This window comes from Microbacterium sp. HSID17254 (assembly GCF_003989315.1).
GTDB lineage: Bacteria > Actinomycetota > Actinomycetes > Actinomycetales > Microbacteriaceae > Microbacterium.
Window position 1 is genome coordinate 18,165 of the sequence record NZ_RBLT01000013.1, and the last position, 13,854, is coordinate 32,018.

12 protein-coding genes are annotated in these 13,854 nt (G+C 72.3%); 7 read left to right on the forward strand and 5 right to left on the reverse strand.

Going from position 1 to position 13,854, the window contains the following annotated elements; all coding sequences use genetic code 11:
• Positions 1–19: 19 nt before the first annotated feature.
• Both D8M34_RS09810 and D8M34_RS09815 read right to left on the reverse strand, forming a co-directional pair.
• Positions 20–763 carry a PspA/IM30 family protein gene (locus tag D8M34_RS09810; protein ID WP_025103092.1) on the reverse strand — a complete coding sequence of 248 codons (744 nt, stop codon included), beginning with the start codon at positions 761–763 and terminating at the stop codon, positions 20–22.
• Positions 764–822: 59 nt separating this feature from the next.
• Positions 823–2,850: a TPM domain-containing protein gene (locus D8M34_RS09815; RefSeq protein WP_126893902.1), complete on the reverse strand. Its 2,028-nt coding sequence runs from the start codon at positions 2,848–2,850 to the stop codon at positions 823–825.
• Positions 2,851–2,972: 122 nt separating this feature from the next.
• On the opposite strand from D8M34_RS09815, the gene D8M34_RS09820 reads away from it, so the two are divergent.
• The 4 genes from D8M34_RS09820 to D8M34_RS09835 are packed head-to-tail and all read left to right on the forward strand — an operon-like array spanning position 2,973 to position 6,543.
• Positions 2,973–3,812 carry a DUF3097 domain-containing protein gene (locus D8M34_RS09820; protein WP_126893903.1) on the forward strand — a complete coding sequence of 280 codons (840 nt, stop codon included), beginning with the start codon at positions 2,973–2,975 and terminating at the stop codon, positions 3,810–3,812.
• Between the two features lie 41 nt (positions 3,813–3,853).
• Positions 3,854–4,579, forward strand: coding sequence for a tRNA (guanosine(46)-N7)-methyltransferase TrmB (gene trmB / locus D8M34_RS09825; protein WP_126893904.1), 726 nt, complete (start codon positions 3,854–3,856; stop codon positions 4,577–4,579).
• Positions 4,576–5,427: a CPBP family intramembrane glutamic endopeptidase gene (locus tag D8M34_RS09830; RefSeq protein WP_126893905.1), complete on the forward strand. Its 852-nt coding sequence runs from the start codon at positions 4,576–4,578 to the stop codon at positions 5,425–5,427. Before trmB ends, D8M34_RS09830 begins: the two co-directional genes overlap by 4 nt.
• A 39-nt stretch (positions 5,428–5,466) precedes the next feature.
• Positions 5,467–6,543 carry a DNA polymerase IV gene (locus D8M34_RS09835; RefSeq protein WP_126893906.1) on the forward strand — a complete coding sequence of 359 codons (1,077 nt, stop codon included), beginning with the start codon at positions 5,467–5,469 and terminating at the stop codon, positions 6,541–6,543.
• 1 nt (position 6,544) lies between these two features.
• On the opposite strand, the gene D8M34_RS09840 is transcribed toward D8M34_RS09835, so the two are convergent.
• The 3 genes from D8M34_RS09840 to D8M34_RS09850 are packed head-to-tail and all read right to left on the reverse strand — an operon-like array spanning position 6,545 to position 8,249.
• Complete coding sequence (locus D8M34_RS09840) at positions 6,545–6,946, reverse strand: RidA family protein (protein WP_062635254.1); 402 nt, start codon at positions 6,944–6,946, stop codon at positions 6,545–6,547.
• Between the two features lie 43 nt (positions 6,947–6,989).
• Positions 6,990–7,823: a mechanosensitive ion channel family protein gene (locus D8M34_RS09845; RefSeq protein WP_126893907.1), complete on the reverse strand. Its 834-nt coding sequence runs from the start codon at positions 7,821–7,823 to the stop codon at positions 6,990–6,992.
• A gap of 39 nt (positions 7,824–7,862) precedes the next feature.
• Positions 7,863–8,249, reverse strand: a complete 387-nt coding sequence (locus D8M34_RS09850; RefSeq protein ID WP_025103101.1) for an SHOCT domain-containing protein — start codon at positions 8,247–8,249, stop codon at positions 7,863–7,865.
• Positions 8,250–8,432: 183 nt separating this feature from the next.
• Here D8M34_RS09850 and D8M34_RS09855 point away from each other — a divergent pair, with 183 nt between their 5' ends.
• The 3 genes from D8M34_RS09855 to D8M34_RS09865 all read left to right on the forward strand — a co-directional run bounded on the left by D8M34_RS09855 (position 8,433) and on the right by D8M34_RS09865 (position 13,854).
• Positions 8,433–10,103, forward strand: coding sequence for a SulP family inorganic anion transporter (locus tag D8M34_RS09855; RefSeq protein ID WP_164498169.1), 1,671 nt, complete (start codon positions 8,433–8,435; stop codon positions 10,101–10,103).
• A gap of 106 nt (positions 10,104–10,209) precedes the next feature.
• Positions 10,210–11,190: an FUSC family protein gene (locus D8M34_RS09860; RefSeq protein ID WP_126893908.1), complete on the forward strand. Its 981-nt coding sequence runs from the start codon at positions 10,210–10,212 to the stop codon at positions 11,188–11,190.
• A 132-nt stretch (positions 11,191–11,322) separates the two neighbouring features.
• Positions 11,323–13,854, forward strand: coding sequence for a LuxR C-terminal-related transcriptional regulator (locus D8M34_RS09865; protein WP_274543259.1), 2,532 nt, complete (start codon positions 11,323–11,325; stop codon positions 13,852–13,854).

The window sequence follows — 13,854 nt, forward strand, 5'->3', positions numbered from 1 at the left end:
CCGGGCATCCGCGTCGGTGTCAGTTGCCTTCGAGCGCCTGGCGCGGCGCGGTGCCGCCGGCCTTCAGCTCGGCGAGGCGCGCCTCGACCTCGGTCAGCTCGCCGAGATCCTCGAGGCTCTCGAACTGGGCGTCGAGGCTCGACGCGGCCAGCTCCGCCTTGCCCTGGGCGAGAGCCTCCTGGCGGCGGACCTTGTCCTCGAACCGGCCGAGCTCGCTGGTGGGGTCGAGCACGTTGATGGAGCTGACCGCGTCCTGCACCTTGGTCTGCGCCTCGGCGACCTTGGCGCGGGCGAGCAGCTCGCTGCGCTTGTTCTTGAGCTCGTTGAGCTTGTCCTTCATGCCGTTCAGGCCGCTCTTGAGCTTGTCGACGATCTCGGTCTGGGCCGCGATCTGCGGTTCAGCGCTCGTCGCCTCCCGCTCGGCGCTGATCTGGCGCTGCAGGGCGATCTTCGCGAGGTTGTCGAACTTGTCGGCGTCGGCGGTGTTGCCCGCGCCGCGCATCTCGTCGGCCTTGCGGCTGGCGGCGAGGGCCTTGTTGCCCCACTCGTTGGCCGCCTGCACGTCTTCCTCGTGGTCGCGCTCCAGCAGCCGCAGGTTGCCGATGGTCTCCGCGATGGCGGACTCGGCGTCGGCGATGCTGTTGGTGTAGTCGCGGACGAGCTGGTCGAGCATCTTCTGCGGGTCCTCCGCAGAGTCCAGGAGGGCGTTGATGTTCGCGCGGACGAGGGTGGAGATCCGTCCGAAGATGGACTGCTTGGTCATGCGTGGTTCCTTTCAGAGGGGCGTCTTCGAGAGCTTGGCGTATGTGTCTGTGCGGGGGATCAGAAGCGTCGACCTCCGGAGCGTCCGCGTCCGCCGCCGCGGGATCCGCCTCCGCCGAAGCCGGAGCTGCGGAAGCCGCCCGAGGAGCGCCAGCCGCTGCTGCGCCGGGACGAGCCGCCGCCCCCGCCGCCGGCGAGCAGTCCGCCGATGATCCCGCCGAGGATGTCCCCGCCGATGCCGGAGCCGCCGGAACGGGAGCCGGAGCCGCCGAAGACTCCGCCCCAGCCGTCCGGATAGCCGCCGGGGGTGTATGCGCGGAGATCGGCCTCCGCGGCGGACGTGGCCTGGCGCGCGAGGTCGAGGGCGCGCTGGGCCTCGGCCAGGGCGTTCTCGACATCCGACGTGCGCAGGGTGAGGGCCTGGGTCAACGCGGCGTCGGCGGTCGCCAGGCGGGTGCGGGCGGTGGAGCCCACGGTGCCGCGGCGCGTCTCGATGAACTCCCGGGCGGCCCGGATCTCGGAGGCCGCCTGGGCCAGGGTCTGCTCCAGGAGCTGCTGGGCCCGTCGGGCGCGCTCCACGGCTTCGTGTCCCTGCGCGAGCGCGCCGTCGATCTGGGCGTTCGCCGCCGTGAGGGCGTCGAGGGCCCGCTGCGGGTTGCGTGGCGTGGCGACGAGGTCGGCCTGCGCCGTCTGCAGCTGTGCGGTCACCGTGTGGGACGCACTCGCCAGGGCGCCGGTCGGGTCGGGCAGCTGCGCCGCCGCAGCCACATCGCCCTGGAGCTCGGTGACGAGCGCCTGCGCCTGCGCCTCGATCCCGGTCAGCTCGGTGCCGAGCGCGGTGATCGCCTGGACCAGCTGCGCCGCCTGCGCCACCGCCTGCTCGGCCGTGCGGATCGCGAACGCCGCTTCACCGGTGCGCCCGTTCGCGAGGGCCTGGGCCGCGGCGTCGATCGCCCGATCGGCCAACGCCGCGCGCTCCTGGGCCTGCGCCGGGTTGTCCGTCACGGTGCTCAGGGCGGCCGGGTCATAGGTCGCGGCGAGAGCAGCGAGGGAGGGAGCGGCCGAGGCGAGGAGCGGCGTCAGGTCGGCGCGCTCTCGTCGCACCCGCTCCAGCTCCTTCGGTGCGTTCTGCTCGAGCTGGCGCAGCTCGTCGAAGGCCTCGGTGTTGTCGTCGAGGATCTCGTCGATCTCGTCGGCCAGTCTGATGATGCGGATGTGCCACGCGCGGCGGTCGTGGACGGAATCCTCGATCTCGTCGTCGAGCTTCTGCCGGAGGTCGAACGCCTCGGCGATCTTCGCCTTCGCCTCGTCGACGGTGCGGGAGAACTCCGCGGTCGCGCCCTCGCCGTACTGCGCCACGGCGAATCCCAGCTCCTCCCGGCTGGAGGTGATGGCGTCGTCCGCGCGTACGAGTGCGACGCCGGCCTGTTGCTCGACCTGGGCATCGGTGAGCGTGGAGAACGGATCGGCGGGATCCGGGGTCTCCGGCATGGCGCCTCGCTCGCGGATGGCTGCGGTGCGGCGTGCGCGTCGGACCAGAGCGACGACGAGCCAGATGAGCAGGGCGGCCGCGACCACCCCGACGACGATCAGCGTGACGCGGAGCGCCCCGGCGCCCCCGTCCCCCTGGATCTCGTCGGCAGCCAACGTGATCGCGCCGACCCAGTCGCCGTCGCCGGCGAGCGGGGCGATCGCGTCTTCGATGGCGGCGAGCTGCCCGTCGCTCAACGGCCCGGAGGAGTCCGCGGAGATGTAGAGGCTGCGGCCCTCGACGGCGATCGCGAGCAGGTACTGATCGGGGCCGAGCCGGTTGTCGTTCGCGACCTGATCGGCCCAGTCGACGCTGTCGCTCGGGTCGGTGAAGTCGTCGACGAGGACGACGAAGAGATCGGCGGAGGAGTTGTCGGTGAGCTCCTGCAGGCGGGACTCGACCTGTTCCTCCTCGGCGGGGGAGAGGACGCCGGCCTGGTCGGTGACATACCCGGAGTTGAGCGTGAGCGGATCGGTCGCGGACGCCGCCGAGGCGGACAGCGCACCCGTCGCGACCGCGAGGGCCAGAGCGCCCAGCGTCAGCCACCGTTTCGTCATCGTGTTCCCTCCGACCGGCAGCCGAGCCCCATGTGTCGAGTCTATGCACTGGGTCCGACACGCGACAGCACTCGCGCGCGTCTCGGCGTTCGCCCTCAGCGGAGACACATACGCTGGAAGGCATGGACGACAGGTACGGATCCGACGTGCTGGCAGCGGGCTGGCGCGAGCGCGGCGTGAAGCCGGTGCCGCAGGTGCCCGCCGAGGTCGACCTCGTGGTCGAGGTCGCGGCGGACGGATTCTGCGGCGCCGTGACGAAGGTGCAGGGCGGTGCCGTGGAGCTCGAGGACCGCGTCGGGCGACGGCGGCTGTTCCCCCTCGGCGGCGGCTTCCTCATCGACGGGGCACCGGTGCGCCTCACCGTGCCTGCGGCATCCGCGCAAGGACCGCGCCGCACCGCCTCCGGATCCTTCGCGGTGGCGGATCAGCGGGCGCGGACGGCGCTGCCCAGCCGGATCCTCGTCGAAGGACGGCACGACGCCGAGCTCGTCGAGAAGGTGTGGGGCGCCGACCTGCGCGTCGAAGGCGTCGTCGTCGAGTACCTGCAGGGCGTGGACCTGCTCGACGACCTCCTCGCGGCGGAACCGCCGAGCGCGCGCCGGCGGTACGGCGTCCTCGTCGACCACCTCGTCCCCGGGTCGAAGGAGTCCCGCATCGCCGAGGCGGTGGCCCGCGGACCGCACGGCCGGCACGTCCGCATCGTCGGCCACCCGTTCGTCGACGTCTGGCAGTGCGTGACCCCGCGGGCCCTCGGCATCGCGGCATGGCCCGAGATCCCGCGCGGTGTCGACTGGAAGACGGGCATCTGCCGTGCTTTCGGATGGCCGCACGAGACGCAGGCCGACACGGCCAGGGCCTGGCAGCACATCCTGTCGAAGGTGACGACCTACCGCGACCTCGAGCCCGCGCTCCTCGGCCGGGTGGAAGAGCTGATCGACTTCGTCACCGAGCCCGCGGGCTGACCGCGTCCGGCGGTGCCGGCCCCGGCGACTACCCTGGATCCATGCCCGAACCGCGTACCTTCCGCGACGAGCCGGTGTCCTTCGTACGTCGGAGCGGCCGGATGTCCGAGGCGCAGGAGCGCGCCTTCACCGACCTCGCCCCGCGCTATCTGCTGGATGTCCCGCGCGCGGTGGCATGGACCTCCGTGCACCCCGAGGCGCGGTTCGACGTCGCCGCCGAGTACGGCCGGGAGGCGGACCTCTTCGTCGAGATCGGCTCCGGCCAGGGGCATGCCATCGTCGCCGCCGCGTCGAGCCGGCCGCACGACGACTTCCTCGCCGTCGAGGTCTTCCGCGCGGGCCTCGCCCGGACCATGCTCGACGCCGACCGTGCGGGTGCACAGAACCTGCGCGTCGTGGAGGCCAACGCGCCGGAGGTGCTCTCCTCGTACCTGCCGGAGGCTGCGGCGGCCGAGGTGTGGATCTTCTTCCCCGATCCGTGGCACAAGAAGCGCCACACGAAACGTCGTCTGGTGCGGCCCGGATTCGGTGACACGGCGGCCAGGGCGCTGCGCGACGGCGGCCTCCTCCGGCTCGCGACCGACTGGGAGGACTATGCGCTCCAGATGCGGGAGGTGCTCGACGCCGAGCCCCTGTTCGAGCGGGCCTTCGAGGGCGACTGGGCCGAGCGGTTCGACGGTCGGGTCATGACCGCGTTCGAGCGGAAGGGTCTCGCGAAGGGGCGCGACATCCGCGATCTCGTGTACCGCCGACGGGATCGTGCATGACGCAGGCCCCTCCGAGCGCGCCCGTGGCGGTGCGCCTCGTGCCGGCGGCGCTGGTGTGCGCGGCGGCCCCGGCCTTCTTCGTCGTGGCGCTGCCGTGGCTCGGCTGGGTGCTGCTGGCGCTGGGCGTCGGTGCCGCCCTGCTCGTGGAGCGCCGCGGCGAGCCGCTCACCGGGGCCGACGGATCCCCGCGGCCATCGCTCACGCGAGACCTCTCGCTGATCGCGCTCGGCATGCTCATCGTGAGTGTCATCCCGCTCGCGGCGGAGCTGGACAACCTGGCCATGCTGCGCTTCACGCTCGCGCTCGGCGGCGCGGTGCTGGTGCCGTATCTGGTCTCGCGGTTCGTCTATCGAGACCGGGCGATCCGGTTCCCCTGGCGCACGGGGCAGCGCTGGGGAGTGCTCCACTGGGGCTGGCTCGTCGCGGTGCTGGTGCTCGGCTGGCTGATCCTGCCCTTCTACTTCATCACCAGCGGCGTCTATCAGAACTGGCCCGTGGTGGACACGCCCGATCTCATCGCGCGGCTGTTCGTCGGCGTCGGCGCCGTCGGCATCTGGGATGAGCTGTTCTTCATCTGCACCGTCTTCGCGCTGCTGCGGCGCCATTTCCCCGATGCGCTCGCGAACGTGCTGCAGGCGGTCGTGTTCGTCTCCTTCCTCTGGGAGCTCGGGTACCGCGAATGGGGCCCGCTGCTGACCATCCCGTTCGCGCTCCTGCAGGGATTCATCTTCCTCCGGACGCACTCGCTGGCCTACGTCGTCACGGTGCACCTCCTCTTCGACGCGGTCGTCTTCGCCGTCCTCGTCCACGCCCACAACCCCGGGCTCCTGCCGATCTTCCTCGTGTGACGGGGTGACTTCCCGGGCGTCAGCGGCCACACTCGATGCATGGCCGAGTGGGTGCTGCACGTCGACATGGATCAGTTCATCGCCGCGGTCGAGGTGCGGCGTCGGCCGGAGCTGGCCGGGCGGCCGATCATCGTCGGGGGCCGCGGTGATCCGACCGAGCGGGCAGTCGTCTCGACGGCGTCGTACGAGGCGCGTGCGTTCGGCATCGGGTCGGGGATGCCACTGAAGATCGCGGCGCGCAAGGCACCGGAGGACGCGGTGTTCCTGCCGGTGGATCACGCGGAGTACGAGCGGGCTTCCGAGGAGGTGATGACGGCGTTGCGGACCCTGCCGGACGTGGTGCTGGAGGTGCTCGGATGGGACGAGTGCTTCCTCGGCGTCGCGACCGACGATCCGGAGGGCGTCGCGCGGGCCGCGCAGCGGGCGGTGGAGGAGGCCTCGGGCCTGCACTGCTCGGTCGGCGTGGGCGACAACAAGGTGCGCGCGAAGATCGCGACGGAGTTCGGCAAGCCGCACGGCGTCTTCCGGCTGACCGCCGACAACTGGTTCGCCGTGATGGGCGACCGGCCCACCCGCGATCTCTGGGGCGTGGGGCCGAAGGTGCAGAAGCGGCTCGCGGCACACGGCATCGCCACGGTGCGCGAACTCGCGGCGGCGGACGAGGAGACCCTCGTCGCGGAGTTCGGCCCCAAGATGGGGCGGTGGTATCTCGGCCTGGGCTCCGGGCTGGGGCCGCGGATCGTCGACGACACTCCGTGGGTGGCTCGGAGCCACAGCCGGGAGACCACGTATCAGCAGAACCTCACGACACCTGAGGCGGTGCAGGACGCGCTGCGGGAGCTCGCGGGACACGCGTTCGACGACTGCGCCGCCGAGGGGCGCCCGGTCATGCGGGTGCATCTCAAGGTGCGGTACGCCCCGTTCGAGACGAGGACCTTCGGCCGGAAGCTCCCGGCTCCCACGGCGGATCGAGAGGACGTGGTCGCGATGGCGCTCGCGCTCGGTGAGACCCTCGACCCCGCCCGGGAAGTGCGCCTGCTCGGCGTCCGTGCCGAGATGACCATGCCCGACGAGCCGGACGGCGTCGAACGCACCCCCGTGCGCGGTCGCATCTGACTCAGTCGCGGATGGTCGCGGCGATCGCGCTCACCTCGATGAGGGCTCCGGGCACGCCCAGGCCCGCCACCCGGGCGGCGGTGACCAGTGGCGGGGCGCCGTCCCTGGCGAGGGTGGCGGCCACGGCGCCGTACGCCGCGCGCAGATCGGCATCCTGATCGATGAGGATGGTCCAGCTCACGACGTCGTCGAGCGTCGCCCCCGCCGACTCCAGCGCGACCCGGGCGTTGTCGAGAGCGCGAAGCGCCTGCGCCCCCACGTCCGGGGAGACGACGGCGCCGGAGGCGTCGACGCCGTTCTGCCCTCCGATGTAGACGGTGGTCGCGCCAGGAGGGATGACGGCGGCATGGCTGAAGGCGGGGCTGCGGACGAGGCCGTCCGGCTGCAGGAAGGTGATGTCCATGCGCAGATCATGCCCGAGGGCACCGACATCGCGCACCCCGTTCTCACACGGCGTCGGACGGCACGAGGGGTGGTGGGGCCGGGACGCTGGTGACCGTGCCGGTCGTGCCGAGAGCGCCGAGGGTGTCGAAGACGGCGACCACGACCGCGGCGCTGACGAGGGCGCCGTGCAGCGGGTGGTGCCAGAACTGCAGGCGGGCGATCAGCCGGTCTCCGCTCACGCCGACCACGAGCGCCCGCACGCCCTCGTGCCGGTGCACGCCCTCCGCCGTCCGCGCGGCGTCGACGAGCGGTGCGAGCACGCCGTCGATCCCGGTCGTCCCGTCCCGTCGCACCCTGACCTCCACCTCGCTGCGCCGGGCTCCGCGGGTGGAGTCGTTGACCACGGGGTCGGAGAGCAGCCGCGCGTTGGGGATGTGCAGGGTGCGCCCGTCGACCGTGTGCAGGATCACCGCGCGGGCGTTGAGCTCGGTCACCGTCCCCGCAATCACGGAGTCCAGCGCCTCCACGACGATCTCGTCTCCGATGCGGACCGTCTGCCGTGCCTGCAGCAGCACGCCGGCCGCGAAGTTGTCGGCGACACCGCGGAGGACGAGGATCGCGACGACGCCGAGGATGACGACGATCGCGAGCAGCGGCTGCACGTTGGCGCCGAGCATCGCGAGCGCGATGCCGAAGCCCAGCAGGAGGATGGCGTAGCCGACGAACTGCGCGATGGCCGTCCCGACGGCGGCGGAGATCCCGGGTGCACGCCGGAGCAGGGCGGTGGTGCCCCGGCGCGCGAACCGCGAGATGATCCAGGTCGCGAGGGCGACGAGCAGGGCGAGCAGCAGCTGCCACCAGTCGATGTCGGCGGGCAGGAGATCCTGCAGGTCCATGCCGCGGGCTCCTCGCGATGGTTCGGTCCGGGCTGCGCCTTACTGCAGCGCCTTCGCCTTGATGAGGGAGTACTCGTCCGGCGTGATGGTTCCGGCGTCCAGGAGCGCCTTCGCCTTCGCGATCTCCTCGCTCGGACTGCTGCCGGCGACCTGCTGGATGTAGGCGTTCGCCGCCTCCTGCGCCCGACGCGCCTCGGCGCTGCTGCGTTCGGCCATGCCGTTGCCGCGGGCGATGAGGTAGACGAGGGCGGTGAGGAACGGCACGAAGATCAGGAAGAAGATCCACACGGCCTTCCACCAGCCGCTCAGCTTGTGATCGCGGAACAGGTCTCCGATGATCGCGAACAGAGCGAAGAGGTATGCGGTGAAGGCGAAGATCCACAGGAACCACCAGATGATGTCCCAGAACGATGCCCAAAATCCCATGACTGCTCCTTTCTCGGTGCCGCCGTCTCCGGGGGCACGCTCGGACCATACCGGCGGACGCGGTCGCTGCGCACCGCTTCCGTCGGGAGTTCACCCGGGTGACTCACGGCCCGTCCGGAGTCCCCGGAGGGCCGCTGCGGGAGCGTCGGCAGTACGCTTCCCTCGACGGCGGAGGGAGCCCCCATGAGCGCAGCGCGCAGACCGTCCTGGCTGCTGAGCACGCTGGACGGCTACCAGCGCCGCTGGATCGTGCGCGACGTGCTCGCCGGCCTCTCCGCGGGCGCCGTCGTGGTGCCGCAGGCCATGGCCTATGCGACGATCGCCGATCTCCCGGTGCAGGTCGGCCTCTACACCTGTATTGTGCCGATGCTCGTCTACGCCCTTCTGGGCGGCAGCCGGGCGATGAGCGTCTCGACGACGTCGACCATCGCCACCCTCACGGCGACCACGCTGGTCTCGGCGGGGGTCGCCGCGGACGCGGACGACGCCATCGGGGCGCTCATGATGCTTACCCTCCTGGTGGGCGTGGTGCTCCTGCTGGCCCGGGCGTGCCGCCTGGGCTCGCTCGTCGAGAACATCAGCGGGGCCACGGTTCTCGGGCTGAAGATAGGGGTCGGGGCGACGGTCGCCGTGGGGCAGCTCCCGAAGCTCCTGGGGGAGTCCTTCGACTTCTCCGGCCACGGCTTCCTCCGCTCTCTGGTCGCCGTGGGGGAGGCGCTCGACAGCGTCAACATCCCCACGCTGCTCCTCTCGATCGGCTCCATCGCCACCCTCCTGGTCCTCAAGCGCTTTGCCCCTCGGGTGCCGGGCACCCTCGTCATCGTCGCGGCCGGCATGCTGCTCGTCGGGGTCGGCGGGGTCGATGATCTCGGAGTCGACCTCATCGCCCCGGTGACCGGCGGTCTGCCGGCCCCGGGGATCCCGGACCTATCCGAGGCCGGAGCTCTCGTGCCGGGAGCGCTCGCCATCGCCGTCATGGCGTTCCTCGAGTCCGCCGCCGTCGCGCGCAGCCTGCGTCAGGCGACGGAGCCGCCGATCGACAGCGACCAGGAGCTCTTCGCCACCGGCGCGGCGAACGCGGTCGGCGCGTTCTTCTCGGCCATGCCCGCAGCGGGGGGATTCTCGCAGAGCGCCGTGAACCAGGGGGCCGGAGCCCGCTCCCAGCTGGCGACGCTGACCACGGTCGCGCTCGCCGTGGCGGTCGCGCTCTTCCTCGCCCCGGTGCTCAGCCTGCTGCCGGAGGCCACGCTCGCGGCGATGGTCTTCACGGCGGTGGCCGGACTCGTCAACATCCCCGAACTCGTGCGGTGGGCGCGCATCAGTCGGATGGACTTCTGGGTCGCGACGTCCGTGGCGGCGATCGGTCTCACCGCGGGGCTCCTTCCCGCTGTCGCCGTCGGGGTGGTGGTGACCCTCGTGCTCGTCCTCCGGGAGCTCAACATCCCTCGGATCCGTGTGGTGGGGAGGAGGGGGAGCGCCCTCGGGGTGGAGCCGGAGCGGGGGCTGTACACGGCGAACGCGCTCGCCAACCAGCGGCTCATCGTCCAGACCGTCTCGGCTCAGGCCGAGCCGGTCCGGACGCTCGTCCTCGGCCTGCCGCAGCAGGTGGTGATGTCCATCACCGTGCTCGACACCCTCGAGGCGCTCGACCGGGAGCTGTCCCCACTCGGCGTGCGGCTCCACCTCGCGGCGGTGCCGGAGGCGGCGGCGGCCGTCGCGTCGCGGACACCGTGGTACTCGGGGCTGGTGGAGACAGGCCGCGTGCATCCCACCGTCGACATCGGGCTCCGGGCCGCTGCCGATGGGGAGGAGACCGGAGACGTTCACCCGGGTGAAGTGGCCGACGAGCGGTGACGTGCGGTCATCACCTGCCTAGGCTGACGGCACGGAGGATCCGAGGGGCGATCGGGAACGGGGAGCGCATTCCCGACCGCAGCCGGAACTGGAGAGGGAGACGGCGATGGCGGCGCGCGGGGGACTGACCTGGCGATGGTCGCGGTTCGGTCTCGGCGTCCTGTACGCCGTGCCCTCGATGGCGGTCGCCCCTTTCGACGCTGCCGTCGCCCTGGCGCTCAGCATCGGCGTCCTTCCCGCAGCCGCCATGGGGCTGCCGGCGCGGCGGCGAGCCCGGTCGGCGATCCCTGTCCTCGGGACGCTGGTCGCCCTGGGACTCCTGCTGGGCGCGACTCTCGCCCTCGCGCCGGTCCTCGCCGTACCCGCCCTCGCCCTGCTGGCGGTGCTGGCCAGCATGCTCGCCGCGCGGGAGCGTCCCGGCCCGCTCGCCCTGACCCTGGTGCTGCCCATGGTCGGGATCGGCTTGAGCTTCCCTCTCGCGACGACGACGGTCCTCCTGGCGGGCGCCATCGTGGCGGGTTCCGTGTACGCGTGGCTCGTCGCCCTGCTGTGGCCGGAGCACGGGGTGGGCGTGCGGGCCCGGGCCGCCATGCCGAGGGGACGAGCATTGCTGGTCTACGGGGTCCTGCTGGGGGCGGCCGCGGGCTCGGCGGCCGCGATCGGCTTCGCGACCGGGGTCGAGCACGTGGGCTGGGCGACGGGCACCGTGCTGCTCGTGATGCGTCCGGTGCGCGGGCAGCTCGTCCTGCGCAGCATCGGTCGGGCGGCGTCGGTGCTCCTCGGGGCGCTGGCGGCCGCCGGTTTCGCTCTGCTCTCTCCGAATGGCGTGGTGGTCGCGCTCGCGATCGGCGTCGTGGTGGGCGGCCTCGGCGCGGTCCAGGAGAGTCGGTGGTACGTCGCGCCGGCCTTCACGACCTTCCTCGTGCTCACCCTGCTGTTGTCGACGTCGGGGGCATCGCCGGCGTCGCGGTTCCTGGAGCGGACCCTCGAGACGCTGCTGGGCGTGGCTCTCGCCCTGTTCTTCGGCGCCCTGGTGCCGGCGCTTCTCGCGATGCGACGGCCGTCGCGGGCGGACGTCTCCGAGTGAGGCCCTCTTGCGAGACCGCTCCCACCTTGCAATAGACTGCCCGCCAGGGGGAGCAAGGTCGAAATCGGGGGGTTTCGAGTGCTGCACAGTGCAAGAACGGCGGGAACGAGTGAGGGCCCGGGACCCGCTGCAGTGAAAGGCGAGGTCCGTCGAGAGCGCCTGCTCTCGCGGTTGACGGCCGCGATGGACGGGCCGTGGACGCTCACGCTCGTGAGCGCGCCGGCGGGATCCGGCAAGACCAGGCTGCTGTCGCAGTGGGCGCAGGGTCTGCGCGCGGATCCCGGCATCGATCTCGTGTGGGTGTCCCTGGAACGCGGCGAGGCGGACCTGCCGCTTCTGCGCGCCGCGCTCGAGAGGATCGACGATCCCGGACTCCAGAATGCGCTCGCGGCGGTCCCCGCCGTGCGCTCCGCGACAACGGCGCGTGCGCTCGCCAGGGCCCTCCGAGAGGCGAGGAATCGGATCGTCCTCGTCGTCGACGACGTGCACCGCGTCGAGGACGAGCACACCGCCCAACTGATCTCGACGTTCGTGCAGAGCGCTCCCGGCACTGTGCACGTGGTGCTCTCCGGGCGCGGGACGCGGGCGATCCCGCTGGCACGACGCCGTATCGCCGGCGTGGCGCTCGAACTCGACGCCCGTGCGCTCGCCTTCACCCCGGCCGAGGTCCGCGCCTTCTTCGGCGCGCGAGGTCTCCGGCTCTCTCAGGGCGAGGTCAGCACCGTGCTCGCCCGCACCGAGGGGTGGGCGACCGGGCTGCAGCTCATGATGCTCGACGCCGCCGGGGCGCAGACCGTCCTCGGGCCCACGCTGCGCGGGGACGCCCCCGAGGTGGCGGACTACTTCGTCGAGGAGGTGCTCGCCGACCTCGACGGCGAACTGCGCTCCTTCCTCGAGGCGACCGCGGTCGTGGACCGCTTCACTCCCGAGCTCGCCGCCGTGCTCTCCGGGGCCGATTCCGTGACCGCCATGATCGACCGGCTGCTCCGCCTCAACGTGCTCGTGGGCCCGGACGCCGAGGATCCGTCCCGCTACCACTATCCGCCGCTGCTGCGGGAGTTCCTCCTCGGCCGGCTGCGGGAAGGCGGTGCCGGACGCGAGGAGCGCCTCCACCGGCGGGCCGCCGACTGGTTCGCGCAGCAGGGGCAGCCCCTCCTGGCGCTGCAGCACGCCGTCCGTGGCGGGGAGACGGCCTGCACGGCCGGCGTCCTGCGGCGCTGCGGGATGCAGCTCGTGCTGGACGGCCGGGCGGACACGGTGCGGCGGGTGATGGCGGAGCTGCCGACCGCCCTGCGCGCCGTGCCCACCGTCCGGATGCTCGTCGCCGCGGCGGAGCTGTCCTGCGGAGATCCGTCGGCCGCCGTGATCGTGCCGCCCGTGGCCGCGGGGGAGTTCGACGCCGACCGACGCTGGCGCCGCGGGATCGAGATGCACACCGCGCTGCGGCGGGGCGGGATCGCCGAGACCCTCGACGGCGCCGGAGCCGAACTCCGCGATCTCAGCGGAGAGGAGCAGCTCGACACCTATGCCCTCCTGGAGACCGCGACGGCGGAGCTCTATGTGGGACGACTCGATCAGGCGGAGGCGACAGCGCGCCGTGCCGGTGACCTCGCCCGAGCGATCGGTGCCCGCGCGGCGGAGCTGCAGGCGGAGGCGGTCCTCGCCACCAGCGTGCTGTTCCGCGGCCGGCTCCGTGACGCGATCGAGGCGGGAGCCGCCCTGGAGCGCCGCTGGCACGAGTTCGGCGAGCCGGACAGCCCGTTCTTCGAGGTGACCAGGGTGTGGCGTTTCTGGGGCCCCTACGAGGGCATGCAGATCCTGGAGGAGGCCGAGACCCTGGAGTCCTCGGCGCAGGTGATCGCCGCGGGCGGAGAGACCGCGATCGCGCGGGGCCTGGAGGGGATGCGCGCGCTGCTCGGCGCGGAGCAGGGCGGCGATCCCCACGACGCGGCCGTGCGGCTCCTCGACACCCTGACTCCCCGTGACGATCTGCCGCTTCCGCCGCACTGGTACGCCATGATGGGGCCCTTCGCGGTGCACGCCTTCGACCGGTTGGGGGAGCCGACGCTCCGCGACCGGTTCATCGCCGACATCGAGGATGCGCTGGGGGACACGGGAGACGTGTTCCTGCTCCGGGCCATCGCCGCCGTGCACGACCGCCGTGACGGCATCGCGCGTGGCGCGCTGGCGCCGGTGCTGGAGGGCGCCATCCCGTGTCTGCTCCCGGCGTCGATGATCGACGCGTGGCTGGTCGAGGCCGAGCTCGACGTGCACCACGGGGAGCCGGACCGGGCGCAGCTCGCGCTCGCCACCGCGCTCGCCCTCGCGGAGCCGGAGGACCACGTGCGCCGCGTCGCCGAGTCCGGCCCGATCGTGTCGCGGCTGCTCGCCGCGCGGGCGACGGCGGGCGCGCGCACGCACTTCGCCGATCGGGTGCGCGAGCGGCTGTCCGCCGCCGGAGTCCTCGTCGAGGAGGAGCTGACGCAGCGGGAGCGCATCGTGCTGAGCGCGCTGAGCCGGAATGCGACGCTGCGGCAGATCGCACAGCAGGAGTACATCTCGCCGAACACGGTGAAGACGCACGTGCGGAACATCTACCGCAAGCTCGGCGTCTCGGATCGGGACGGCGTGACGGCGGCCGCCCAGGCCCTCGGACTGCTCTGA